Origin of the sequence: Mesorhizobium sp. ISC25, from assembly GCF_042295465.1 — a bacterium.
Lineage (GTDB): Bacteria > Pseudomonadota > Alphaproteobacteria > Rhizobiales > Rhizobiaceae > Mesorhizobium.
Genome location: NZ_CP135441.1, coordinates 3,112,149 through 3,135,145, shown reverse-complemented (window position 1 = coordinate 3,135,145; position 22,997 = coordinate 3,112,149). Strand labels below are relative to the sequence as shown.

At 63.0% G+C, this 22,997-nt stretch carries 20 protein-coding genes and 1 riboswitch; of the genes, 8 read left to right on the top strand and 12 right to left on the bottom strand.

What is annotated here, in order from left to right; translation table 11 throughout:
• The first annotated feature begins 12 nt into the window (after window positions 1–12).
• Together RQ479_RS15655 and RQ479_RS15650 are read left to right on the top strand one after the other, a co-directional pair.
• Entirely contained in the window at window positions 13–1,530 is a 1,518-nt protein-coding gene (locus RQ479_RS15655; protein ID WP_376705761.1) for a glycerol-3-phosphate dehydrogenase, read from the top strand.
• Window positions 1,530–2,468, top strand: coding sequence for a sugar phosphate isomerase/epimerase family protein (locus RQ479_RS15650; protein WP_376705760.1), 939 nt, complete (start codon window positions 1,530–1,532; stop codon window positions 2,466–2,468). Before RQ479_RS15655 ends, RQ479_RS15650 begins: the two co-directional genes overlap by 1 nt.
• A 47-nt stretch (window positions 2,469–2,515) precedes the next feature.
• On the opposite strand, the gene fba is transcribed toward RQ479_RS15650, so the two are convergent.
• Window positions 2,516–3,580 (bottom strand): class II fructose-bisphosphate aldolase, encoded by a 1,065-nt coding sequence (fba, locus tag RQ479_RS15645; RefSeq protein ID WP_376705759.1) that lies wholly within the window; start codon window positions 3,578–3,580, stop codon window positions 2,516–2,518.
• A gap of 256 nt (window positions 3,581–3,836) precedes the next feature.
• Here fba and RQ479_RS15640 point away from each other — a divergent pair, with 256 nt between their 5' ends.
• Genes RQ479_RS15640 through RQ479_RS15630 form a run of 3 tightly spaced genes read left to right on the top strand, consistent with a single transcriptional unit; the run spans window position 3,837 to window position 5,840 of the window.
• Window positions 3,837–4,601 carry a DeoR/GlpR family DNA-binding transcription regulator gene (locus RQ479_RS15640; RefSeq protein WP_376705758.1) on the top strand — a complete coding sequence of 255 codons (765 nt, stop codon included), beginning with the start codon at window positions 3,837–3,839 and terminating at the stop codon, window positions 4,599–4,601.
• Between the two features lie 10 nt (window positions 4,602–4,611).
• Window positions 4,612–5,370, top strand: a complete 759-nt coding sequence (locus RQ479_RS15635; protein ID WP_376705757.1) for a triose-phosphate isomerase — start codon at window positions 4,612–4,614, stop codon at window positions 5,368–5,370.
• Between the two features lie 26 nt (window positions 5,371–5,396).
• Window positions 5,397–5,840 carry an RpiB/LacA/LacB family sugar-phosphate isomerase gene (locus RQ479_RS15630; protein ID WP_254818715.1) on the top strand — a complete coding sequence of 148 codons (444 nt, stop codon included), beginning with the start codon at window positions 5,397–5,399 and terminating at the stop codon, window positions 5,838–5,840.
• A gap of 64 nt (window positions 5,841–5,904) precedes the next feature.
• On the opposite strand, the gene RQ479_RS15625 is transcribed toward RQ479_RS15630, so the two are convergent.
• From RQ479_RS15625 to mtnK, 10 genes are all read right to left on the bottom strand, one after another.
• Window positions 5,905–6,651 (bottom strand): hypothetical protein, encoded by a 747-nt coding sequence (locus tag RQ479_RS15625; protein ID WP_376705756.1) that lies wholly within the window; start codon window positions 6,649–6,651, stop codon window positions 5,905–5,907.
• A 269-nt stretch (window positions 6,652–6,920) separates the two neighbouring features.
• Window positions 6,921–7,559: a dihydroxyacetone kinase subunit DhaL gene (dhaL, locus tag RQ479_RS15620; protein ID WP_376705755.1), complete on the bottom strand. Its 639-nt coding sequence runs from the start codon at window positions 7,557–7,559 to the stop codon at window positions 6,921–6,923.
• Between the two features lie 9 nt (window positions 7,560–7,568).
• Entirely contained in the window at window positions 7,569–8,576 is a 1,008-nt protein-coding gene (locus RQ479_RS15615; protein ID WP_376705754.1) for a dihydroxyacetone kinase subunit DhaK, read from the bottom strand.
• 69 nt (window positions 8,577–8,645) lie between these two features.
• On the bottom strand, window positions 8,646–9,119 hold the full coding sequence (locus RQ479_RS15610; RefSeq protein WP_376705753.1) for a 6,7-dimethyl-8-ribityllumazine synthase: 474 nt from the start codon (window positions 9,117–9,119) through the stop codon (window positions 8,646–8,648).
• Between the two features lie 77 nt (window positions 9,120–9,196).
• A riboswitch (FMN riboswitch) is annotated at window positions 9,197–9,343 on the bottom strand.
• A 115-nt stretch (window positions 9,344–9,458) separates the two neighbouring features.
• On the bottom strand, window positions 9,459–11,747 hold the full coding sequence (locus tag RQ479_RS15605; protein WP_376705752.1) for a xanthine dehydrogenase family protein molybdopterin-binding subunit: 2,289 nt from the start codon (window positions 11,745–11,747) through the stop codon (window positions 9,459–9,461).
• Window positions 11,748–11,756: 9 nt separating this feature from the next.
• Entirely contained in the window at window positions 11,757–12,743 is a 987-nt protein-coding gene (locus RQ479_RS15600) for an FAD binding domain-containing protein (RefSeq protein ID WP_376705751.1), read from the bottom strand.
• A gap of 3 nt (window positions 12,744–12,746) precedes the next feature.
• Window positions 12,747–13,406 carry a 2Fe-2S iron-sulfur cluster-binding protein gene (locus RQ479_RS15595; protein ID WP_376705750.1) on the bottom strand — a complete coding sequence of 220 codons (660 nt, stop codon included), beginning with the start codon at window positions 13,404–13,406 and terminating at the stop codon, window positions 12,747–12,749.
• Window positions 13,407–13,538: 132 nt separating this feature from the next.
• Window positions 13,539–14,039 (bottom strand): helix-turn-helix domain-containing protein, encoded by a 501-nt coding sequence (locus RQ479_RS15590; protein ID WP_376705749.1) that lies wholly within the window; start codon window positions 14,037–14,039, stop codon window positions 13,539–13,541.
• A 562-nt stretch (window positions 14,040–14,601) separates the two neighbouring features.
• On the bottom strand, window positions 14,602–15,696 hold the full coding sequence (gene mtnA / locus RQ479_RS15585; protein WP_376705748.1) for an S-methyl-5-thioribose-1-phosphate isomerase: 1,095 nt from the start codon (window positions 15,694–15,696) through the stop codon (window positions 14,602–14,604).
• Window positions 15,693–16,964, bottom strand: coding sequence for an S-methyl-5-thioribose kinase (gene mtnK / locus RQ479_RS15580; RefSeq protein WP_376705747.1), 1,272 nt, complete (start codon window positions 16,962–16,964; stop codon window positions 15,693–15,695). Before mtnK ends, mtnA begins: the two co-directional genes overlap by 4 nt.
• Window positions 16,965–17,099: 135 nt before the next feature.
• On the opposite strand from mtnK, the gene RQ479_RS15575 reads away from it, so the two are divergent.
• From RQ479_RS15575 to RQ479_RS15565, 3 genes are all read left to right on the top strand, one after another.
• Window positions 17,100–18,611, top strand: a complete 1,512-nt coding sequence (locus tag RQ479_RS15575; RefSeq protein WP_352466050.1) for a sugar ABC transporter ATP-binding protein — start codon at window positions 17,100–17,102, stop codon at window positions 18,609–18,611.
• Between the two features lie 83 nt (window positions 18,612–18,694).
• Complete coding sequence (locus RQ479_RS15570) at window positions 18,695–19,690, top strand: ABC transporter permease (RefSeq protein WP_352466051.1); 996 nt, start codon at window positions 18,695–18,697, stop codon at window positions 19,688–19,690.
• A 45-nt stretch (window positions 19,691–19,735) separates the two neighbouring features.
• Window positions 19,736–20,791, top strand: a complete 1,056-nt coding sequence (locus RQ479_RS15565; RefSeq protein WP_376705746.1) for a substrate-binding domain-containing protein — start codon at window positions 19,736–19,738, stop codon at window positions 20,789–20,791.
• A 68-nt stretch (window positions 20,792–20,859) separates the two neighbouring features.
• Here the strand turns inward: RQ479_RS15565 and RQ479_RS15560 are convergent, their stop codons facing one another.
• Window positions 20,860–22,914, bottom strand: coding sequence for a bifunctional aldolase/short-chain dehydrogenase (locus RQ479_RS15560; protein WP_376705745.1), 2,055 nt, complete (start codon window positions 22,912–22,914; stop codon window positions 20,860–20,862).
• Window positions 22,915–22,997: the final 83 nt, after the last annotated feature.

Sequence of the window (22,997 nt, the reverse complement as noted above, 5' to 3'; positions counted from 1 at the left end):
GCATAGAGCGAGATGAGCGGTGAGACCGAAATCGTCGACCTCTTCGTCATCGGCGGCGGCGTCAATGGCGCCGGGATCGCGCGCGATGCGGCAGGCCGGGGCCTGTCGGTCATTCTTTGCGAAAAAGACGATCTCGCCGAGGGCACCAGTTCGCGATCGGGAAAGCTCGTTCATGGCGGTTTGCGTTATCTCGAATATTACGAGTTCCGCCTGGTGCGGGAGGCGCTGATCGAGCGCGAGGTGCTGCTCGAATCCGCGCCGCACATCATCTGGCCGATGCGCTTCGTGCTGCCACACAGCCCCGATGACCGGCCGGCCTGGCTGGTCCGGCTCGGCCTGTTCCTCTACGACCATCTTGGCGGCCGCAAGCGGCTGCCGGCCACGCGCACGCTCGACCTGCGCACCGCGCCAGAAGGCGCGCCGATCAAGGACGCCTTCAAGCGCGGCTTCGAATATTCCGACTGCTGGGTCGACGACGCCCGCCTGGTCGTCATCAACGCGCTCGACGCCGCCGAGCGCGGAGCCAGGATATTCACCCGCACCGCCTGCATTGCCGCCCGTCGCGAAAACGGCCTGTGGTCGGTGGAGATGCGCGACGGTCGAACCGGCGTCAGGACCACAGTCCGGGCACGGGCGCTGATCAACGCCGCCGGTCCCTGGGTCAATGACATCGTCAACCGCGTGGCCGGCCAGAACTCCAAGCGGAACGTGCGCCTGGTCAAGGGCAGCCACATCGTCGTGCCAAAATTCTGGGAAGGGCGACAGGCCTATCTCGTCCAGAACAGCGACAAGCGCGTGATCTTCATCAATCCCTATCAAAACGATCTCGCGCTGATCGGCACCACCGACATTCCCTATGACGGGCGGCCGGAGGATGTGACCGCCGATGCCGGCGAAATCGACTACCTGATCAAAGTGGTCAACCGCTACTTCAAGCGCCAGCTTGCGCGCAGCGACGTCGTCTATTCGTTTTCCGGCGTCAGGCCGCTCTATGACGACAATGCCGACAATCCGAGCGCGGTGACCCGCGATTATATTTTCGAACTCGACGCTTCGGCGGGGCAGGCGCCTTTGCTTTCTGTCTTCGGCGGCAAGATCACCACCTTCCGTAAATTGGCCGAGCACGCACTGGACCGCATCGCCCCGTTCTTCCCGAAGATGGGCAAGCCGTGGACCTCGAAAGCGCATCTGCGGGGCGGCGATATCGCCAATGCCGATTTCGAGCAGTTCCTCGGTGATCTCGGCCACGAATATCCCTGGATGCCGGCTTCGCTGGTCAAGCATTATGGCCGGCTCTATGGCACAAGGACGCGTGATCTGGTTGGCGCAGCCGGCTCGCTCGCCGAACTGGGGCGGCGCTTCGGCAAGGATTTTTTCGAGCGCGAAGCCAACTACCTGCTCGAGCACGAATGGGCCGAGACCGCGGCCGATATCTTGGAACGGCGCACCAAGCATGGCCTGCATCTGTCCGGCGCGGAAAGAGAAGCGTTCGAGGACTGGTGTTCGAGTCGGCTGGCGAAGGCCGGCTGATGGCTTTTACACTGTCCCTCAACACCAATCCGCTGGTCAACCGATTTGCCGAGCCGGACGACCTGATCGATACGATCGCCTACGACATCGGCATCCGGGACGTGCAGCTTACGCATGAGTTCGTCAATCCCGGCTGGCCGGCCGCAACGATCGCCAAATTCATCCGTCTGTTCCGTACCGCGCTCGACCGCACCGGTGTGCGCGTAACATCGGCGATGACCGGCCCCTACGGCAGGCTCAATCATTTCGGCCATCCCGACGCCGACGTGCGGCGCTATTATGTCGACTGGTTCAAGACCTTTGCCGAAATTTCGGCCGAACTCGGCGCTGCCGGCATGGGCACGCAATTCGCGATCTTCACCCATCGTGACTACGACGATCCTGAGCGTCGCGCGCGGCTTTTCGAGATCGCGCTGGAATGCTGGCGCGAGGTCGCCGAGCATGCCAAAGAAGCCGGCTTGACCTACCTGTTCTGGGAGCCGATGTCGGTCGGCCGCGAGTTCGGCCATACGATCGAGAGCTGCCGGACGCTGCAGCGCGAGATCGATGCCGCCGGCATGGCGATCCCGCTCAACATGATGGTCGACATCGACCATGGCGACGTGACGTCGAGCAATCCGGACGACATCGACCCTTATGCCTGGGCTGAAGCTTTTCCAAAGGAATCGCCGATCATCCATGTCAAGCAGTCGTCGATGAACAAGGGTGGCCATTGGCCGTTCATTGCCGCCCACAACAAGGACGGCCGCATCACGCCGGAAAAGCTGCTGGACACGGTTCGCCGTGGCGGCGGCGCCGACAACGAGATCTGCCTCGAACTGTCGTTCCGCGAGCGCGAGCCGGTCGACCATCAGGTCGTCGCCATGATCCGCGAGTCGGTCGACTACTGGGCGCCATTTATCGAGACCGGCAGGGCCGATCTCTTGCCGCGAGCATGATCGGATGAGCAGGAGCCGACGCGGCTCCTGCTCAGAACCGGAATATGTCAGCCAAATTTCGGATCGAGGCTTCCGGACTTGTAGCGTTTGGCCATTTCCGGCAGCGGCAGCGGCTTGATCTTGGAAGCGTTGCCGGCGGTGCCAAACTGTTCGAAACGCTCCTTGCAGAGTTTTCGCATGGCTGCCATTGCTGGCGTCAGATATTTGCGCGGATCGAATTCGCTCGGGTTCTCGGTCAGCACCTTGCGGATCGCGCCGGTCAGCGCCATGCGGTTGTCGGTATCGATATTGATCTTGCGCACGCCATGCTTGATGCCGCGCTGGATCTCCTCGACCGGCACGCCCCATGTCGGCTTCATCTGGCCGCCATATTTGTTGATGATCTCCTGCAGCTCCTCCGGCACCGAGGACGAGCCGTGCATGACGAGATGCATGTTCGGCAGGCGGCGGTGGATTTCCTCGATGACGTTCATGGCCAGCACAGCGCCGTCCGGCTTGCGGCTGAACTTGTAGGCGCCGTGGCTGGTGCCCATGGCGACTGCCAGCGCATCGACACGGGTGTCGCGCACGAATTGTTCGGCCTGCACCGGATCGGTCAGCAGCTGGTCGTGGCTGATGACGCCCTCGACGCCATGGCCGTCTTCCTGTTCGCCGCCGCCCATCTCCAGCGATCCGAGAACGCCGATCTCGCCTTCCACCGAGACGCCGCCCCAATGCGCCATGTCGACGACGCGGCGGGTGATGCCGGAATTATAGGCGTAGTCGGCCGGGGTCTTGCCGTCTTCTTTCAGCGATCCGTCCATCATCACAGAGGTGAAGCCGTGCTGGATCGCGGTGACGCAGGTCGCTTCGTTGTTGCCATGGTCGAGGTGCATGCAGACCGGGATATCGGGATGGATTTCGACCAGCGCGTCGATCAGCTTGGCCAGCACCACGTCGTTGGCGTAGGCTCGCGCGCCGCGGCTCGCCTGCAGGATAACCGGCGATTTGGTCTCCTCGGCTGCCTCCATGATAGCGAGGCCCTGTTCCATATTGTTCATGTTGAAGGCAGGCACGCCATAGCCGTATTCGGCGGCATGATCGAGCAATTGTCTCAGTGTGATGCGAGCCACTCAGTAGTCTCCCGTATCCGGTTTCGAGCCAGTGTTTGCGGGCTGTTCGGTTGTCGTCGAGCCCCTGATGCTTCTGGCCGGATTTCCGCGGCACCGCAACCGCTGGGCGCTCGGCCGGCAGCAATTCTTGTTACAGCACGCGACCAGAAGCGTCATGATATCCCATAGAGATATAACATTATCACAAAAAATTCGGTGACTTGTGCGACGTTTGCTGTTATATCTCGGCACCGAGTTGCACGAGGAAGCCGCGGAAATGAAGAGCGACGGCCGTCGGCAAGGCATCATGGATTTTCTGATGGACATCGGCACCGCCAGTGTCGACGATCTTGCCTCACGTTTCGGGGTGTCGAAGATGACCGTCCACCGCGACCTCGACGAGCTCGAGGAAAGCGGCTTTCTGCGCAAGGTGCGCGGCGGCGCCTCGATCCAGCCGAGCAGCCTTTTCGAGAGCGATTTCCGCTACCGCCAGCGGCTGGCCGGCGACGAGAAGAAGCGCATCGCCGCCGCTGCCGTGACTATGATCGAACCGGGTCAGACGGTGATCATCGACGACGGCTCGACCGCCGGGGGCGTTGCTCGGCATCTTGCCGATCTGCGTCCGCTGACGGTGATCTCGAACAATCTGGCCGTCATCCAGGATTTGGCGGGCGTTGCCGGGATCAACCTGATTGCGCTCGGCGGCCAGTACAGCAAGAAGTTTCACGGCTTCTTCGGCCTGCTTGCCGAAGACACGTTGAAATCATTGCGCGCGGATGTCGCCTTCCTGTCCTCATCAGCCATCCATGGTGCCTCTGCCTTTCACCAAGATCAGGAAGTGGTCCAGACCAAACGGCTGATGATGGCCGCAGCGGCGCGCAAATATCTGCTGGTCGATCATGGGAAATTCGGCCGCACTGCCTTGCACTTCCTGACCGATCTCAAGGCCTTCGATGCGGTTTTCACCGGCCGCGAGCCACAGCCGCAGATGCGCGCGGCGTTGGATGGCGCTGGCGTTTCGCTGACGGTGATCGCAGAGTAGGAGGGCACGTATGGTTTATTGGGTCGGCACCAGCTGGAAAATGAACAAGACGCTCGCCGAGGCGATGATTTTCGCCGAGGCATTGGCCGAGTTCGTCTCCGGTTTCGACGAGCGCATTCAGCCTTTCGTCATCCCGCCCTTCACGGCAATCCGCGAGGTCAAGAAAGCGCTGTCGCCGACGCGCATCAAGGTCGGCGCGCAGAACATGCATTGGGCCGACGCCGGCGCCTGGACCGGAGAGATCTCGCCGGTAATGCTGAAAGACTGCGAACTTGATATGGTAGAGTTGGGCCACAGCGAACGGCGCGAGCATTTCGGCGAGACCGACAAGGCTGTCGGGCTGAAGACTGCGGCCGCGGTGAAGCACGGCTTGGTGCCGCTGATCTGTGTCGGCGAGACCCTGGCACAGCGCGACAGCGGCCAGGCCGATGCGGTGCTGGCCTTGCAGGTGCACGGCGCGCTACAGTTTCTCGAAGGCGCGGCCAAGGCGGCGACGATCCTGTTTGCCTATGAGCCGGTCTGGGCGATCGGCGACAAGGGCGTGCCGGCCAGTTCGGACTATGCCGACAGGCAGCAGGCGCTGATCAAGAAAATCGCCCGCGACCTGCTGCGAGTTGTGCCGCCGGTGCTTTATGGCGGCAGCGTCAATCCGCAAAATGCCGCCGAACTGGTCGGCCAGCCCAATATCGACGGCTTGTTCATCGGCCGTTCCGCCTGGCAGGCGGACGGCTATGTCGACATCCTCAAACGCGCCTCGGCGGCGATCTGAAGCATCGAACAGGAAGGAAACCGAACATGAAAATAGCCATTGGAGCCGACAGCGCCGGCAAGCCGCTGCTCGACGTCATTGCCGCTCACCTCGCCACCAAGCCCGGCCTCACGGTCAGCGACCTCAGCCAGGCGGGCTACTATGCCGACCTGTCACAGAAGCTCGCGCAGACCATCCTGGACGGCGAAAACGATCGCGGCATCCTGTTTTGCGGCACCGGCATCGGCGTATCCATATCCGCCAACAAGGTGCCCGGCATTCGCGCCGCACTCACCCACGACACCTATTCGGCCGAGCGCGCTGCAAAATCCAACAACGCCCAGATCATCACCATGGGCGCCCGCGTCATCGGCCCGGAACTGGCCAAGTCGATCGTCGACGCATGGCTCGCATCGGAATTCGATGAGAAGGGACCATCTGCCGGCAATGTCCAGGCGATCGACAGGCTCGACGCGGCGAAGCGGGGTTAGGTCAAAAACTCAGTCGATTAGCTAGTCATAGGTGAAGAGCGGTCCTTCTAACCCTGTCGGCCGGTTACTGCACACTTGATCGTCCCAACGAAACAAGTCTCTTCAGCGCCTCACCTATCAGCCACTGATCAGCCGCGGCGATCTGGCCACGTGCGGTCAGCAGCAGCCGAAGCACGGGGTCACTCAGAAGCCACCGCCTAACGAGGTGAAGTGTCGTTTCGTCTACATAGCCCCAGTATGCCCGTTCGTTGATATCGTCTTCAAACATCGATGCTGCATGCGCCGCGAGGAATTCTGCCAGTTGCATGGCTGCGTTGAGCGAAGGCTCCGCTAGCCATTTTTCCAGCATGGTCGGTACATCAAGATTGAGAATCGCTGCGCCGCATGTCCATGCTTCGGCGTCAACATCATCCGGATGCTCCTGGACTGACTGCGTCCATGCCTCGACAAATAGAGTCCGGATCGCTGCTCGCTCCGAAGATGGCCAATCAAGCCAATTGGCCATCTTAAGCCGAACAGCAATGATCGGCGGATCCGTGCCCATCCATTCCGGCTGCCTAATCGCTTGCTCAAGAATTCGCGGCAGGAAGTGTTTATAGTCCTCGACGTCACCCACTGTCGTGATGGCATAACCCGCGTAAGGCCCGATTTGCTTGCCAGTCAGTTCTCGCAACGGCGCTGATGTCAGTGTCCTCAGGATTTCGGCAGGATTGCGAAGGGGAGAGGCATGAAGAGCCAGAGGGCGTGGGTATCGTGCAAACAGATCGTAACAAATCTCTATTGCGTTCTGAAGCGAATCGTTAGGCTGCATGACAACAGTAAATAGCGTCGTCGCAGGGATGTCTGCAGCGGGTGGAAAGCTGAGATATCGCCGACGTCATTTGTCGTTGTACCAATATCTGGAGGAATGCTGCTTTCAAAAGCAAATCCGACTCTCGTACGCGCAGCTACGCATCGGACGGCAGGATCTTCGATTGCATTAGGCTCGACCAAATGGAAACTGCTTAGGTGGTTGAGCAATACGCCCGAGCGCCATCTGCTTCTCGGCGCATAGCAAGTTCAATTTAAACACATCCCGCTCTACGCAAGACTGTCCCGCATCGCTTTGACGATCGTGACGGCCGATGCGGCGCCGGGGTCCATATGCCCCAACGAGCGCTCGCCGAGCCGCGAGGAGCGGCCCTTGGCGGCGATCATGTTCTTGGTTGCCTCGGCGCCCCGTTCGGCTGCGGCGAGTGCAGTTTCCAAGCTCTCCAACAGGGTCTTGCCGGCTTCCTGCGCGGCGCCCGCTGCCTGTGCTGCCGGCAGCCAGGCGTCGACCATGGTCTTTTCGCCGAGCTCGGCCTTGCCGCGATCCTGGATACCTTGCGCCATCGCCCGGAGCATGGCGATGATGTCAGCATCCTCCAGAATTGCCTTGCCTTTGACGGCGGCGGCACCGCGCATGAAGGCCGTCGCATAGAGCGGGCCTGACGAGGCGCCAACGGCGTTGAGGAAGGACTTTGCCGCGGTGTTGAGCAAAATTGTCGGCTCGATCGCCGAGAGATCGAGCGACGCCAGCGCGTCGCGCACCGCCCCGAAGCCGAGCGCCATGGCAATGCCGTGGTCGGCGTCGCCGATGACGCCGTCGAGTTGGCAGAGCCTGTCCTTGTCGGCGTCGATCGCCGCCGCGATCGCATCGAACATTCTTTTCAAGCCGGCTGAATCGATCGAGGTCATGATGCTCTCTCAGCCGGCGCGGAACATGGCGCAGTCGCAAGGGTGGTCGAGCATCGCCTGCAATTCGCCGTCGAGATGCATCAGCGTGACCGAGGCGCCAGCCATTTCGAGCGAGGTGCAATAATTGCCGACCCAGTTGGCGTGGACGGAAACACCGGCATCATCCAGCCTCTGATTGACCCGCCGGTTCATGATGTAGAGCTCCATCAGTGGCGTCGAGCCGAGCGAATTGACCAGCACGGCCACCTTGTCACCGCGCGCCGGCGCCATCTCGTCGATGATCTTGTCCAGCATCTCGTCGGTGATCTCGTCGGCCGTCTTCAATTTTCCGCGCGCGATGCCGGGTTCGCCATGGATGCCCATGCCGATCTCCATCTCGTCCGGGCCTATTTCAAAATTCGGCCGGCGGGTCTGCGGCAGCGAACACGGCGACAGCGCCACCCCCATGGTGAAGGTGTGGTCGTTGGCCTTTCGGGCGATGCGTTCGCACTCGTCGAAGGAGAGCATCCGGTCGCAAGCAGCACCGGCGGCCTTGAAGATGAAGAAATTGCCGGCGACGCCGCGCCGCTTCTGCCTCTGGTCGCGCGGCGCCGAGGCGACATCGTCGGTGGTCAGCACGGTGCGCACCTCGATGTCGTCCATCGCCGCCATCTCGGCGGCCATGTCGAAATTCATCACGTCGCCGGCATAGTTGCCATACATGAAGAGCACGCCGGCACCGCCGCTGGCCGCCTTGGCGCATTCGAGGATCGGGTCCGGCGGCGGCGAGGCGAAGACATTGCCGATGGCCGCGGCGTCGGCCAGCCCCTTGCCGACCAAGCCGAGGAAGGTCGGCTCGTGGCCCGAGCCGCCGCCGATGACGAGGCCGACCTTGCCTTGGCGCGGTCCGTCGCGGGCGATGATGGAGCGCGGACTTCCCTCCGCGCTTTTAAGATGGCGGGGATGCGCGGCCAGGATGCCTTCCAGCATCTCGTCGACCGTGCGGTTGCCGTCATTGATGATCTTCTTGGTCTGCACCGGTATCCTCCCTAGTTTTCGTGAGATACTACAGCGCCTTACCGGGATTTCCACCCGGCGACGGAGATTTCACGCCGCGATGCGTTCGCGTGCCGCCAGCAGTTGCACGCAGGCACTGGCCGCCTCTTTGCCCTTGACCTGGAAGTGTTCGAAGAAGAAGCGGTGATGGTCCGCGCTGTCATGGTAGTTGTGCGGCGTCAGCACCGCCGAAAGCACCGGCACGCCAGTCGACAATTGCACGGTCATCATGCCGTCGATGACCGCACTTGCCACGAATTCATGCCGGTAGATGCCGCCATTGACGACGAACGCGGCGCCGAGGATAGCGGCATAGCGGCCGGTCTCGGCAAGCGTTTTTGCATGCAGGGGAATCTCATAGGCGCCTGGCACATCGAAGACATCGACGGCAAAGCGTTTGTCTCCGAGAACCGCCAGTTCCGCCTCGAATGCTTCAACGCATTGGTCGACGATATCGGCGTGCCAGCGCGCCCGAATGACGGCAACGCGGATCGTTTCATAGTCGTTGTGGGAATGCTGATTCATGGGTCCATCTTTCCGTTTCGATCCAGAATCAGGACGCACGATACGGAGTCCGAACCGCGAAAGCGGACCGTCTTCCATTTCGTTCTCTTCCATCCGGACTGTGACCGTCGGCTCCGGAATCGCACCGGATCTGCTGACCTTTCCGATCATCTGGAAAGCGCTCGCGGGCTTGGGCCGAGACCCTTACCGCCGGTGGGGACTTTCACCCCGCCCTGAGAACATTGACGGCCTTTGTATGAAAGGGCTGGATGGCGCTGTCAACCACCGGCGTCGTCGCGGATGGCGCAGAAATAGCCATCCGTTTCGACTTGTCACAATTGAGAGCGAGAGAGGAAAGCGTCAAATGGCGATCACAGGCAAGGCAGGCAGCACCTTGTCCAAGGTGATGGGAAATTCACGCACTCGCGCGCCGGTCGCGTTGTAGATGGCGTTGGCGACAGCAGCCCCCGCACCGCACACGCCGAGTTCGCCGAGACCCTTTGCGCCAAGCGGGTTGGCCTTGTCGTCGTCTTCCTCGAGGAAGACAACCTCCATCGCGGGGACGTCGCCATTGATCGGGACGTGATATTCAGCAAGATCGTGATTGACGAAGTGGCCGTGGCGCGGGTCGAGCACCGTCTGCTCCATCAGCGCCGCACCGATCCCCCAGGTCATGCCGCCGATGATTTGCGAACGCGCGGTCTTGGCGTTGAGGATGCGGCCCGCGCCGATCACAGCCAGCATCCGGCGCATGCGGATCTCACCGGTATCGCAATCGACAGCGACCTCGGCGAAATGCGCGCCATAGGAATGCTGCGAATAAGTCTTGTATGACTGGGTGGTGGCGCCCGCGGCTACGGAGCCTTCGGCCTCGAACCCGTCGGGAGAGACCCTCCCTATGAGATCGGCCAGGCTCGCCGATCGCTGGCCGATCCTGACCTCGCTGTCGGCAAAGCTTGCCTCGGTGGCGTTCGCGCCGCGCAACGGCGAGGCCTCGCTCGACTGCGCCGCCTCCAGGATCTGTTTCTTGAGGACGTTGCACGCATTATACAAGGCCGAACCCGCGCTTGCTGCGCCCCAGGACCCGCCGGAGCCAGCGGTACGCGGGAAGCGGCTGTCGCCGAGCTCCACCTTGACGGACGAGATCGGCAGGCCGAGGCTCTCGGCGGCAATCTGGGTCAGGATCGTATAGGTGCCGGTCCCAATATCGGTCATGTCGAGCCGCGCTGTAACCCGAGCGTCCCGGTCGATCCCAACTCGCGCCATCGCCGCGCCGATGTAGTTCGGACGGATCGCCGCCGCCATGCCGTAGCCGATAAGCTTGCGGCCCTCCCGGGTTCGGCCCGGTGTCGGGTTTCTCCGCTTCCAATCGAAACGGCGGGCGCCTTCCTCCATGCAGGCGACGAGATTGCGGGTGGAGAACGGCACGCCGCGCTCGGGATCCTGTGCCGGTTCGTTGCGGATCCTGAGTTCGATCGGGTCCAGACCGACCCGCTCGGCGAGTTCATCCATGGCGCATTCGAAAGCCAGCATGCCGGGCGCTTCGCCGGGCGAGCGCATCCATTCGCCGCGGTTGATGTCCAGCGGAACCAGGCGATGGCGAGTGAGACGGTTCGGCGCCGCATAGAGCGAGCGCGCAAAAACTGCCGTTTGTTCGCAGTACTCCTCGAAGCTGGACGTTGCGGACCAGACATCGTGCGCGATCCCGGTGAGCCGCCCGTCGGTGTCCGCGCCGAGACGTACCTGTTGGACCATCTCTGCGCGGTGACCGGCATTGGCGAACATCTGTTGCCGCGTCAGCGCGATCTTCACGGGGCGCTGCAGCACCCGCGCTGCAAGTGCGGCCAGGATCGTGTCGGCATGGGCAATCAGCTTGGAGCCGAAGCCTCCGCCGATGAAGGGGCTCACGATGCGTACCCGCTCGGGCGGGATGCGAAGCGTGCTGGCGACCCCGGCCCGGAAGTTCGCGAGGGTCTGCGCCGATGTACGGATCGTCAGCTCGTTGCCTGACCAGGCAGCAAGCGTCGCATGCGGCTCCATTGGATTGTGATGTTCGAAGGGGGTCCCGTAAGTGGCATCGATCTTGATCGGCGCCGTCGCAAAGGCGCGCTCGAAGTCGCCGACCACGCTGTCGGTCTCGAAGCCGGCATTGGTCCGCTTTGGCGCGTAGGCGTCGGCGATATGTCCCGGTAGATCGTAGACGCCCGGCTCCTCGTCGTAACGCACTTTGATGAGGCCCGCTGCAGCGCGTGCCGCCTCGAACGTCTCCGCAACGATCAGCGCGACCGGCTCGTCGTAATACCGCACCCGATCGCTGTTGAGCGCGGGCCGGGCGCGGGTGAAGACCTCCGGCACCGTCGGCGTGACCGATGGGCCGAAATCCGGCTGGGCCGGCGCATTGCGGTGCGTCATGACGAGCAACACCGCCGGCGCCCGTTCGGCTTCGGTCGTGTCGATCTCGGCGATGCGGCCTTTGGCGACGGCGGCGCCGAGAATGTAGCCATAGGCTGTACCATCCAGCTCATTCTCGTAAGCGTAGGTGGCGCCGCCCGTCACTTTGAGCGGACCGTCGATGCGGTCGATCGGCTGCCCGATGATGCCATTGCGTGGTTCGGACGCACGGTTCTCGCGGGTCTTCGTCTCCGTCATCGTGTCACCTCACGCACTCTCGACGGCAGCAGCGAGCGTGTGCCGTATCGTCCGTTTCGCCAGCGGGATCTTGAAATCATTGCCGCCATGCCCGACCGCCCCTGCGAGCGCGGCTTCGGCCGCGTCGGTAAAGGCACCGTCGGACGCCGACGCTCCTGCGAGCGTGCGCTCCGCCTCCGTCGCGCGCCAGGGCTTCGCTGCCACGCCGCCCATGGCGATCCGAGCACTTCGGATACGGTCGCCGCTTTTCTCGACGATTGCTGCCACCGACACTAGCGCGAAGGCGTAGGAAGCACGGTCGCGCACCTTGCGGTAAACCTGCCGGCCGGGCGGTGGCGGCGGCAGGGCAACCGCGACGACCATTTCGCCGTGGCCGAGCACGGTCTCCACATGGGGCATCGTCTCGGGCAATCGATGGAAATCGCCGATCGGGATCGTGCGGGTCTCGCCGCCGGGCGAGACGGTCTCGATCCTGGCGTCGAGCCCGGACATGGCGACCGCCATGTCCGAAGGATGGACCGCGATGCAGGCTTCGCTCGCGCCGAGTACGGCGTGCATACGGTTGAAGCCCTGAAGTGCCGCGCAGCCCGAACCCGGCTGGCGCTTGTTGCAGGGCATGTTGCGGTCATAGAAGTAGGGGCAGCGCGTCCGCTGCAGGAGATTGCCGCTGGTCGAGGCCTTGTTGCGTATCTGGCCGGACGCTCCCGCCAACAGCGCTTGCGTGAGCATCGGATAACGCGACCTCACCCGCGGATCGGCGGCGAGATCGCTGTTGCGGACCTGGGCGCCGACCCGGAGCCCGCCTTCCGCCGTATCCTCGATCCGATCGAGCGGCAGCCGGCTGATGTCGATGAGATGCGCTGGGCGCTCGATCTCGAGCTTCATCAGGTCGAGCAGGTTGGTGCCGCCGCTGATGAACTTGGCGTCCGGCCGGGCCGCGACCGCGGCGGCCGCCTGCTGGGCACTCGTCGCACGTTCATAAGTGAAGGACTGCATTGCTCATGCCTCCTCTGCCGCGTCGCGGATCGCAGCGACAATGTTCGGATAGGCGGCACAACGGCAGATGTTGCCGCTCATCCGCTCGCGGATCTCGGCATCGCTGAGAGCGACGGAAGCCGCTGCCACGTCGGCGCTCGCATGGCTTGGCCAGCCGGCCCGCGCCTCGCCCAGCATACCAACCGCCGAGCAGATCTGGCCTGGCGTACAGTAGCCGCACTGGAAACCGTCGCGGGCGATGAAGGCGGCCTGGACCGGATGCAGCCGGTCGCCTACGGCAAGGCCCTCGATCGTGGTGATCTCGTCGCCTTCATGCATTGCGGCAAGCGTCAGGCAGGAATTGATCCGGCGTCCATCGACGAGCACCGTGCATGCGCCGCACTGGCCGTGGTCGCAGCCCTTCTTCGAGCCGGTGAGGCCGAGATGGTTGCGCAGGGCGTCGAGCAGCGTCGTCCGCGGGTCGAGCTCGATGGCAAGATCCTTCGCGTTGATCCGCAATGATACCGGTATCGTCGGTACCGGCGAGGACGATGCAGCCGCCGTGACGGTCTCGGCCGGCTCCGCGTCAACCGGTAGTCCGGTAGCCAGGAGCACCCCGGTCGCAACACCGCCTTCCAATACCATCCGACGCGTCGGCCCGCTCCTGTTGTCCGTTTTGGCCATGCATGATCTCCCAGTCGCAATGAAGCGCAGACGGCAACTTGACCCGATAGCAAACCCTCGGGTTCTGTCACCTAACGACACTGGAGGTGGGAGTGCGCGTGGCGGCTTTCTTTCAAGAAACCGGCGGCACTATCAGGATTCTGGAGAAGAATTCACCCGATAGGCACGAGGCGTCATGCCCCTGAGACGCCGGAAGGTCGTGGTGAAGTGGCTCTGGCTTGAAAAGCCGAGCCGAAAGGCAATGGTACCGATCGACAAACCCGTTTCGCGCAGCAGCGCCTCCGCTCGCCGCACCCGTTCCTCGATCACATAGGCATAGGGTGCAAGGCCGGTCGTCGCCTTGAAGCGACGCGCAAAACTGTCGACGGCCATGCCCGCGACGGCTGCCAGCTCGCTTAGCGAAATGTCGGAATTCATATGCGCATCGATGTAATCCCGAACGCGACCAAGTGCCCGGCGGCTGAGACAGCCGTGACGTACAAACCGCTGTTGCTCCCGGCTCAGGTTGGCCACGCGGAGGCTGACGAGGGCGACCAGATGCTCGACATAGGCAGTGTCTGGCTTGTGGCCGAGTGCCATCTCGTCACGAAGCGAACTCAGCAACGTGGCGACGACCGCGTCCTTCTTGTTCACCAGGATCGGCAGGTTCCTCAGGCGTTCGCATCCGGGAAGCCTGATATCGGGATCGATTCCACAGGGCTGAGTAGGAGAGGTTTACATCGCGATAGAAGCCCTGTCGTTCCGCGCCTGCCGGGACGAAGGTGAGGGCTCCGGGACGGTCCATTCCGTCGTAAAGGGATCGTGCCTCGTGTCGGATGGATGTATGGGACGTGCCGCCTTCTTCGGTCAGCACGATCAGATGATGAGGGGCTGTCCAGCGGAGCTCCGCCTCCCGGCACGCCCACCGCCGGTTGTCGAAGACGATCGAGGAGCTGACCCATGACGCGGTTTGCAGGGGCTCCGACTTCTCCTCCTGGCTCCGAACCAGTCCGTCACCAAGCAACGGTCTGAATGACATCGCGGTATCCCGCTGGTTCACTCGCCGAGCCGTGGGCAACCCCGGCTTCGAGCGTTGGGCGCCGCCCCGCCGCTACGCATACGGCCGTCCATGTGGGACAGGCAACGGGCGTTTTAACCGTGCCGTGTTCAAGAAATCGTGAGATCAGGCAATCCAGCGCCCTCCCGGCAAAGCGGATCATCCGCGCTCGGGAAACATCGCCTTCAGGCCTTCGCGCGAGGCCGTAGCGACACCGCGTTCGGTGATCAAGCCGGTGACCAGCCGCGCCGGCGTCACATCGAAGGCCGGATTGGCCGCCGGCGTCGCTTCCGGCGACACGCGGACCTGGGCGATCTCGCCGGAGTTGGTCTTGCCCCAGACCAGCGAGACCTCGTCGGGCGAGCGCTGTTCGATCGGAATTTCGGCCAGCCCGTCGCCCACCGTCCAGTCGATCGTCGGCGACGGCAGCGCGACATAGAACGGCACGTCGTTGTCGGCGGCGGCCAGTGCCTTGAGATAGGTACCGATCTTGTTGCAGACATCGCCGTCGGCGGTGGTCCTGTCGGTGCCGACGACGACCATGTCGATCTGGCCGCGCTGCATCAGATGGCCGCCGGCATTGTCGACGATCAGCGTATGCGGCACGCCGTGGCCGGCCATCTCCCAGGCGGTCAATTGGGCACCCTGGTTGCGGGGTCGCGTTTCGTCGACATAGACATGGACTGGAATGCCGGCTTCCGTCGCCAGATAAATCGGCGCGGTGGCGGTGCCGTAGTCGACGGTGGCCAGCCAGCCGGCGTTGCAGTGGGTCAGGATATTGACCGGTTCGCCCGGCTGCTTGCGCGCCGCGATCGCCTTGATGATTTCGAGCCCATGGGCGCCGATGGCGCGGTTGAGGCCGACATCCTCGTCGGCGATCTCGCCGGCACGTCCATAGGCAGCCGCGGCACGCTCTGCCAGGGGAAGCGTCAGCAGGAAGCGCTGCATTTCGTTCAGCGCCCAGCGCAGATTGATCGCCGTCGGGCGCGTTTCGTGCAAGGTTGCCCAGACCGCGTCGAGTGCTGCATCCGACGGATCGTCGGCCATCTGCATGGCGACGCCATAGGCGGCGGTGACGCCGATCAGTGGCGCCCCGCGCACCCACATGTCGCGGATTGCCGTGGCGATGCCGGCGACGGTATCGATCTTTTCGATGCGGAAATCATGCGGCAGCCAACGCTGGTCGATGATCTCCACCGAACGCCCGTCGTCACTCGGCCAGATGGTGCGGTAGTGGCGGTCGCCGACGTTCAAGTCTTGCTCTCCCGTTCGATCAGCGCGGCCAACTGGTTGACCTCGTCGATGCTGTGGATCTGGCGCCGGTTGACGGCGAGGTGACGGCCGAATTTCAGCGCCTTTGCTTCACATCTGGCGCGCAGATCCGGATCGGCAATGGTCTCGAAATCAGCATTATGGGCAAGGCCGAGAATGCGCCGGTGAACCTCGACGCCGGCAAAGCCGAGCAGATCGGTCCAGATCGACTGCAGCATGTGGTCTAGCGCCTGCTCGGCGCCAAGCCTGTCGTCCTGATCTTCGAACAGGCTCTTCTGGTAGAGCATGCCGGTACGCTCGGTCCGCCACAGATGCGAGAACTCGGCGCGAAACACCGACCATGTCTCGACCGTAACGCCGAGCAGATAGTCGCGCATGGCGTCGCGGCTGCCGCCCTGTTCATGGCCGCGCTGCGAGAAGAACGCCATCCAGAAATTGGCGAGCAGCATGCCGACGTCGAAGGCGATCGGCCCGTAGAAGGCGAATTCGGGGTCGATCATCCGCGTTTCGGTGTCGGTGACCATGATCGAGCCGGAATGCAGGTCGCCATGCAGCAGCGTCTCGGCATTGGCGGCGAAGATGTGCTTCATGCGCTGCGCCTCGACCTTGAGGTCGCGGTCGGCGCGCAGCTCGGCGACGATGTCATCGAGCTGTGGGCTGGTGTGCCGGTTCATCTTGGCATCGAAATACGGATCCGAGAAAACCAGGTTCTCGGTGATGTCGCAGAGTTCGACATTGTCGGCGAATAGCGCCAGATCGGCCTTGCGGTCCTTGGTCGCCATGCTGAGGTCGGAGCCGCGAAACAACGTGCGGGCCATGAACAAGCCGATGTCTCTCGCGATGTTGGGCAGTTGCCGGCCCTCGATCAGCGCCCGCCGCAAGATAATATGCGGCGACAGATACTCCATGATGATCAGCGCCTGGCCTTCATCGAAGTGGTAGATCTCAGGCACCGAACCCGGCGCCCGTGCCTGTTGCCGCGTCAGCGCATGATATTCGAAGAAGGAACGCTTCAACGGCAGCGGCCAGCTGTCGCCGACCAGCCGGACGTAGGGCAGGGCCTGCTTGACCACGGCCGCACCCTCAGCACCCTCGACAATGAACACAAGGTTTAGATTGCCGTCGCCGACTTCGCGAACCTTCCACTGGCTCGTATTCTTGCCGATCTGCGAACACAGGGGCCCGTTGGCACCGAGACGGCCCGCCAGCGTCTCGACCGACAGTGCTTCGAACGGCGATTTCCCAGTCATCCTCACCTCCCGCTCATGTGCTCCGATGATAGCGGAGCCAACGCGGTCGGGCCAAGCTAGGAAGCCTTCTGGCAATTGTCAATCGTGTTGACAATTGCCGATATAGCCCATAGCGTCACGGTCAGGGAGGAACGAATGGGCAATGATGCCGTGTTCCGCGTCGACGGCCTGAGGAAATCCTTTGGCCATATCGAGGTGCTTGGCGGCGTCTCGCTCGAATTGCATGCCGGCGAAGTGACCGTGCTGATGGGCGCCAACGGTGCCGGCAAATCCACCCTCGTCAAGATCATCAGTGGCGTCTACGACCATGGCGGCGGCTCGATGTCGCTTGCCGGTCATGACTTCGACCCGAAAACGCCGGCGGAGGCGATCCGCGCCGGTGTCGTTACCGTCCACCAGAACATCAATGACGGTGTCGTCGCAGACCTTGACGTCGCCACCAATCTTACCCTCGACAGGTTGAGCGGCAGCGGCGTGCCGACCCTGTTCAATCCAGGCCGGGTGCGTCGCGAGGCCAAGGCGGTGGCCGGCCGCATGGGACTGGCCATCGACCTCAAGGCCCGGATCAGCGATCTCTCTCTGGCCGACCGCCAGATGGTGGCGATCGCCCGCGCCATGGCGCACCGGCCGAAAGTGCTGATCCTAGACGAGCCGACCTCCTCACTGTCCAGTGCCGAAGCCGACCGGCTGTTCGCATTGCTCGACCGGCTCCGCCAGCAAGGCGTGGCCATTCTCTACATTTCGCACCGTATGTCTGACATCAGGCGGCTTGCCGATCGCATCATTTCGATGCGCGATGGGGTCATCTCAGGCATCTTCGACAAGAAGCCGCTGGATTACGAAGGTGCGGTCAACGCCATGCTCGGCCGCAAGATCCAGCTCGAGCGGATCGTCGCCAGGAATTCGGCCAAAGCAATTTTTACTGCCGACGGCTTGCGGATTGCTGAAGGCGCCAGGCCGATTTCGCTGACGCTCGGCGACGGCGAGGTCGTCGCCATCACCGGCCTCGTCGGCGTCGGCAAGACCGCGCTCGCCGAGACGCTGTTCGGCCTGCGCAAGCCGCTGTCCGGGACCATGATGCTGAACGGGAAACCCTATGCGCCGGCGTCGACCGGCGAAGCGATTGCCGCCGGCGTGTTTCTCGTCGCCAAGGACCGGGGCGAAAACGGCATCGTCGGCGACTTCAATATCCAGGAAAACATCAGCCTGCCGTTCCACAGCCGCATGTCGCGTCTCGGTGTTCTCAAACGCCGTATCGAACGCGCTATTGCCCGCCAGCAGATCCAGGAGCTCGGCATCGTCTGCCGCTCGGAGAAGGACGAAATGTCGTCGCTTTCCGGCGGCAATCAGCAGAAGGTGATGGTCGCCCGCTGGATGTCGCAGGGCGCAAGGCTTTTCATCCTCGACGAGCCGTTTCAGGGCGTCGACATTTCGGCCAGGCGCGACATCGCCGGCAAGCTGCGGGCCAGCGCCAGCGGCCGCGCGACGCTGCTGTTCGTCACCGAACTCGATGAGGCCCTGGAGACGGCCGACCGCATTCTGGTGATGTCGGAGCAGACGATCGTCGGCGAGCACCGCAACACCGATATCGATCTCGAGCGTCTGCTGGCCGAAGTGGCGGGTGGGCCGTTGCACAGCGCAGCCTGAGGACGGGAAGACGATGAGAATTGGAATGGAGAGGGCATGAGTTCAGGTTGGGTAAAGACGGTGCCAGCATGCGGGAGCGCTGAATGATCCTGCGCGACAATGCCATCCGCTATGGCTTCATCGTCCTGTTGTTCGGGTTGATCGCCTATTTCGCCGTCGCCGCCGATGGCTTCGTCTCGCCGCAAAGTGCTGTCTTCATCTTCCAGTCGGTCGCCATCACCGGCGTTCTGGCCCTCGGCGTCACCGCCACTCTGGTCGTCGGCGGCTTCGACCTGTCGATCGGCTCTGTCGCCACCAGCGCCATGATGGCGGCTGCCTATGTCATGGTGGTGCTGGAACAGAACGCCGTCGTGGCGGTCGTCGTCTGTCTTGTGATCGGCGCCGTGGTCGGCCTGATCAATGGCTGGCTGATCGTTTATATGCGGGTGCCGGATCTTTTGGCGACGCTCGGCATGATGTTCCTGCTTGTCGGTCTGCAGCGCATACCGACCGAGGGCCGTTCGATCGCCACCGGAATGACCATGCCCGACGGCTCGGTCGCCAACGGCAGCTTCGGCGCCGCGTTCCTGGCGCTTGGCCGTCATCGCTTCGATTTCTTCATCCCGAACCTCATTCCGGTGTCGGTCGTCGTCCTGCTCGTGCTGGCGGTGCTGATCTGGTTCTTTCTCGAATACACCCGTTTCGGGCGCATGATGTATGCGGTCGGCAGCAACGAACGCGCCGCAGAACTCGCCGGCGCGCCTGTCAAGGCATACAAAATCTGGGCCTATGTGATTTCGGGAGTTTTTGCCTCGATCGGCGGCATTTTGCTCGCTGCCCGGCTTGGACGCGGCGACATCGCCTCGGGTAATAATCTGTTGCTCGACGCGGTGGCTGCGGCACTCATCGGTTACGCGGTTCTCGGCGCCGCCAAGCCGAACGCCTTCGGCACGGCCGTCGGCGCGGTGTTTGTCGGCGTGCTGCTGCAGGGCCTGACGATGATGAACGCGCCTTACTACACGCAGGATTTCGTCAAGGGCGTGGTTCTCGTGGTCGCCCTTGTCTTCACCTTCGCCCTGTCCGGCAGGGGCAGGAGATAGGTTTCGACCGGTTACATTTTGGGTTCAACAAGTGGAGGAAGCAACGTGAACATCACAAGAAGACTTTTGGGGAAGGCAGCGCTCGGGCTTGCCGGCGCAACATTGCTGATGCAGTTGCCGGCGATGGCGCAGGACAGGCCGGCGCCGTTCGACAAGCCGGGCGCCGTCAAGATAGCGCTGGTCCGCTATCTCTCGACCGGCGACTTCTTCCAGGCGTATTTGTCCGGCGTCGAGGCGCAGGCCAAGGCACTCGGCGTCGACCTGCGCGTGCTCGACAGCCGCCAGGACGCGGCGCTTCAGGCGGACATGGTCGACCAGGCCATCGCGCTCGGCGTCCAGGGCATCATCATCCAGCACGGCTTGACGGAATCGATGAAGGACGCCGCCCAGCGCGCGGTCGACGCCGGCATCAAGGTCGTCGCCTTCGACGTCAATGTCGAAAACCCCAAGATCCCGCAGATCGAGCAATCCGACCGCGACCTCGCGCGCCTGGCGCTCGAACAGGCGGTCAAGGACAATGGCGAGAGCTGGAAGGCCGGCTATGTCTATGTCGCCGGCATCGCGCCGCTCGACCGCCGCAACGAGACCTGGGTCGAATTCAAGAAGAAGTATGCAGGCATCGACGAAGTTGCCATGTTCGGCACGCTCGACAACCCGATCGCCAATTCGGTCGCCAACCAGGCCCGCTCGGTGTTGTCGGCCCACCCCGACATCAAGGTGATGTTCGCGCCCTATGACGAATTCGCCAAGGGCGTGAAGATCGCCGTCGACGAGGCCGGGCTGAACAAGGACATCAAGATCTATTCGGCCGACATCTCGACCTCGGACATCGCCGCGATGCGCGAGCCGGACAGCGCCTGGGCGGCAACCGCCGCCACCAACCCGGCCGTCGTCGGCCAGGTCTCGGTGCGTGCGCTGGCGCAGCTCTTGGCCGGCGAAGACCCGGGCCACAACGTCATCGTGCCGCCGACGCTGATCACCCAAAAGGATCTGATCGACAAGGACATCAAGAACATGGAGGACCTCTCGGCCAAGCTGCCGCAATTCGCCCATGCCGATGTCGCGATGCCGGCCTGGATGCCGAACCCGAACGCGAAGTAGTCTTTCGCTATCGGCAAAGAAAAAGAGCGGCTCGCGGGCCGCTCTTTTTGTTGGTCCGGTGTTTAGATCTACCTCAACGCCGCTGCGATGTTGCCGCCGTCGACCGTCGTCACATCGGCGGTGGTCCGCTCGGCCAGCGCTTGATGCAGAAAGGCCTGGGCGACGTCTTCGGCCGTCACTTCCTGCCCGAGCAGGTTGCCGGACATGTACTCCTTCTCCGACACGCCGCGCGCGCCCGAGCGGCTGGCGATCATGGCTTCGGTCAACAGCCCCGAACGGATGCGGTCGGCGTTGACGGCATTGGAGCGGATGCCATTCGCGCCGTAGTCGAGCGCATATTGCCTGGACAAAAACAGCGTTGCCGCCTTGGGAATTCCATAAGCGCCGAACTTCGGCCCCGGATTGACCGCCTGCTTGGAGGTGTTGAACAACAGCACGCCGCCGGTGCCCTGTTCCAGCATGATGCGCACGGCATTCTGCGCCGCCGACTGGTGGGCGAAGAAATTGAGTTCGAAGCTCTTGCGCAAGGTTGCGTCGTCGAGCTCGCCGATCCGGCCCTCCCAGGCAGCACCGGCATTGGAGACGAGAATGTCGAGGCCGCCGTAGACGGCGACCGCTTTGTCGAACGCAGCGCGCATCTGCGCCGGATCGGTGATGTCGGCGCCAATGCCGATCGAACCGTTGCCGGCTTTTTTTGCCGCCTCGGCAGCCCTTGACGCATCGAGATCGACGACGACGGTATGGGCACCGTTGTCGGCGAATAGCTTTGCCGTGGCCGCACCGATCGCGCCGGCGCCGCCAGTGACCAGCACCACCTGGCCGGTCAGCGGCTTCGGCTTGTTGGCGGCGAGCTTGGCCTGTTCCAGCGACCAGTATTCGAGCGGGAACAGGTCGGCTTTGGAGAGCGGGCGGAAATCGCCGACGGCTTCGGCACCGCGCACCGCCTCGATCCACATTTCGCCGACGTCGGAGGCGATCTTCGCGTCCTTGAGCGTGCGGCCGTGGCCGAACATGCCAAGGCCGGGCACCAGCGTCAGCCGCGGCATCGGGTCGAGCATGGTGCGCTTCACATCGTCGAGCGCATCATTGCTCTCGAAATAGGCGCGATAGTCCTTGGCGAATTTCTCGACATGCTGGCGGATGACGGATTTGTAGTCGCCGACCTTGTCAGCGTCGGGCGCCGGCAGTGCCATCGGTCCGGTCTTGATGCGGATCGACAGGTCGGGTGTCGACACGCCGCGCCCGGCATAGTCGGCAATTTTTGCCGAATTGATGAAATCGATGATCGCATCCGAGGTCCGGAAATCGCTGATCATCCGGTCGAAGCGGCCTTCACCGCGCGCCACTGCCACCGCGCCGCGCAGCATCGGAGCAATCTCCGCGGGCTTCGCCAGCCTGGCCGGCAGTGCCACCTTTTCGGTGCGCGGCTTGCCGTGGCTGGCGATGAAATCCTCGGCGACGTTCACGTAATGGATCATCCGGTCGTAGGCCTGCCTGGCATCGTCGCCGAAGGTGAAAATGCCATGCTTGTCGAGGATCAGGCCTTCGACCGTCGGATCGGCGTCGAAAACATCAGCGGCCGCCTTCGCCAGATCGAAGCCCGGCATGATGTAAGGCACAAAGCCCATCTTTTCGCCGAACACCTTCCGGCTCAGCACCTCACTGTCCTCCTGGTCGACGATGGCGAGGATTGCGGTCGAATGCGTGTGGTCGACGAATTTGTGCGGCAGAAAGGCGTGCAGCAGCGTCTCGACCGACGGATTGGGCGAGGACGGATCGATGAGGTTCGCCCGCTGCAGCGCGACCATGTCCTCGTCGGAGAGCTTCTTGAGCCACCGCGCCTTCAACAGCGCGCCGAGCTTGACCGCCGGCAGGCCCTGCGGCTCGATGACGCCCATGTCCCAGCCGCTGCCCTTGACGCAGAGCACGTCCCATTCGTCGCCGACAAGATCGGTGGCCCTGGTCTTGCACGAGGTGTTGCCGCCGCCATGCAGGACGAGCCGCGGCTCGCCGCCCAGCAGCCTGGTCGTGTAGACGCGCAGCGCCAGGTCGCGGGCCACACCCTTCTTTGCATAGTCGGCGACCAGCTTCTCCGCGTCGCCGTCATTCCACAGGTTCTTCATGTCAGCTTCGTCCGATTTCTCTTTGTTGTGAACAGGAATGCCGCGACGCTTTGATGACAATGCACCGGCGGCTGGAATTAACT

Excerpts from the sequence above, each read along its gene's own strand:
- RQ479_RS15655 (WP_376705761.1), top strand. The coding sequence starts at position 13 with ATGAGCGGTGAGACCGAAATCGTCGACCTCTTCGTCATCGGCGGCGGC.
- RQ479_RS15650 (WP_376705760.1), top strand. The coding sequence starts at position 1,530 with ATGGCTTTTACACTGTCCCTCAACACCAATCCGCTGGTCAACCGATTT.
- RQ479_RS15640 (WP_376705758.1), top strand. The coding sequence starts at position 3,837 with ATGAAGAGCGACGGCCGTCGGCAAGGCATCATGGATTTTCTGATGGAC.
- RQ479_RS15635 (WP_376705757.1), top strand. The coding sequence starts at position 4,612 with ATGGTTTATTGGGTCGGCACCAGCTGGAAAATGAACAAGACGCTCGCC.
- RQ479_RS15630 (WP_254818715.1), top strand. The coding sequence starts at position 5,397 with ATGAAAATAGCCATTGGAGCCGACAGCGCCGGCAAGCCGCTGCTCGAC.
- RQ479_RS15625 (WP_376705756.1), bottom strand. The coding sequence starts at position 6,651 with ATGCAGCCTAACGATTCGCTTCAGAACGCAATAGAGATTTGTTACGAT.
- dhaL (WP_376705755.1), bottom strand. The coding sequence starts at position 7,559 with ATGACCTCGATCGATTCAGCCGGCTTGAAAAGAATGTTCGATGCGATC.
- RQ479_RS15610 (WP_376705753.1), bottom strand. The coding sequence starts at position 9,119 with ATGAATCAGCATTCCCACAACGACTATGAAACGATCCGCGTTGCCGTC.
- RQ479_RS15605 (WP_376705752.1), bottom strand. The coding sequence starts at position 11,747 with ATGACGGAGACGAAGACCCGCGAGAACCGTGCGTCCGAACCACGCAAT.
- RQ479_RS15600 (WP_376705751.1), bottom strand. The coding sequence starts at position 12,743 with ATGCAGTCCTTCACTTATGAACGTGCGACGAGTGCCCAGCAGGCGGCC.
- RQ479_RS15595 (WP_376705750.1), bottom strand. The coding sequence starts at position 13,406 with ATGGCCAAAACGGACAACAGGAGCGGGCCGACGCGTCGGATGGTATTG.
- mtnK (WP_376705747.1), bottom strand. The coding sequence starts at position 16,964 with ATGACTGGGAAATCGCCGTTCGAAGCACTGTCGGTCGAGACGCTGGCG.
- RQ479_RS15575 (WP_352466050.1), top strand. The coding sequence starts at position 17,100 with ATGGGCAATGATGCCGTGTTCCGCGTCGACGGCCTGAGGAAATCCTTT.
- RQ479_RS15570 (WP_352466051.1), top strand. The coding sequence starts at position 18,695 with ATGATCCTGCGCGACAATGCCATCCGCTATGGCTTCATCGTCCTGTTG.
- RQ479_RS15560 (WP_376705745.1), bottom strand. The coding sequence starts at position 22,914 with ATGAAGAACCTGTGGAATGACGGCGACGCGGAGAAGCTGGTCGCCGAC.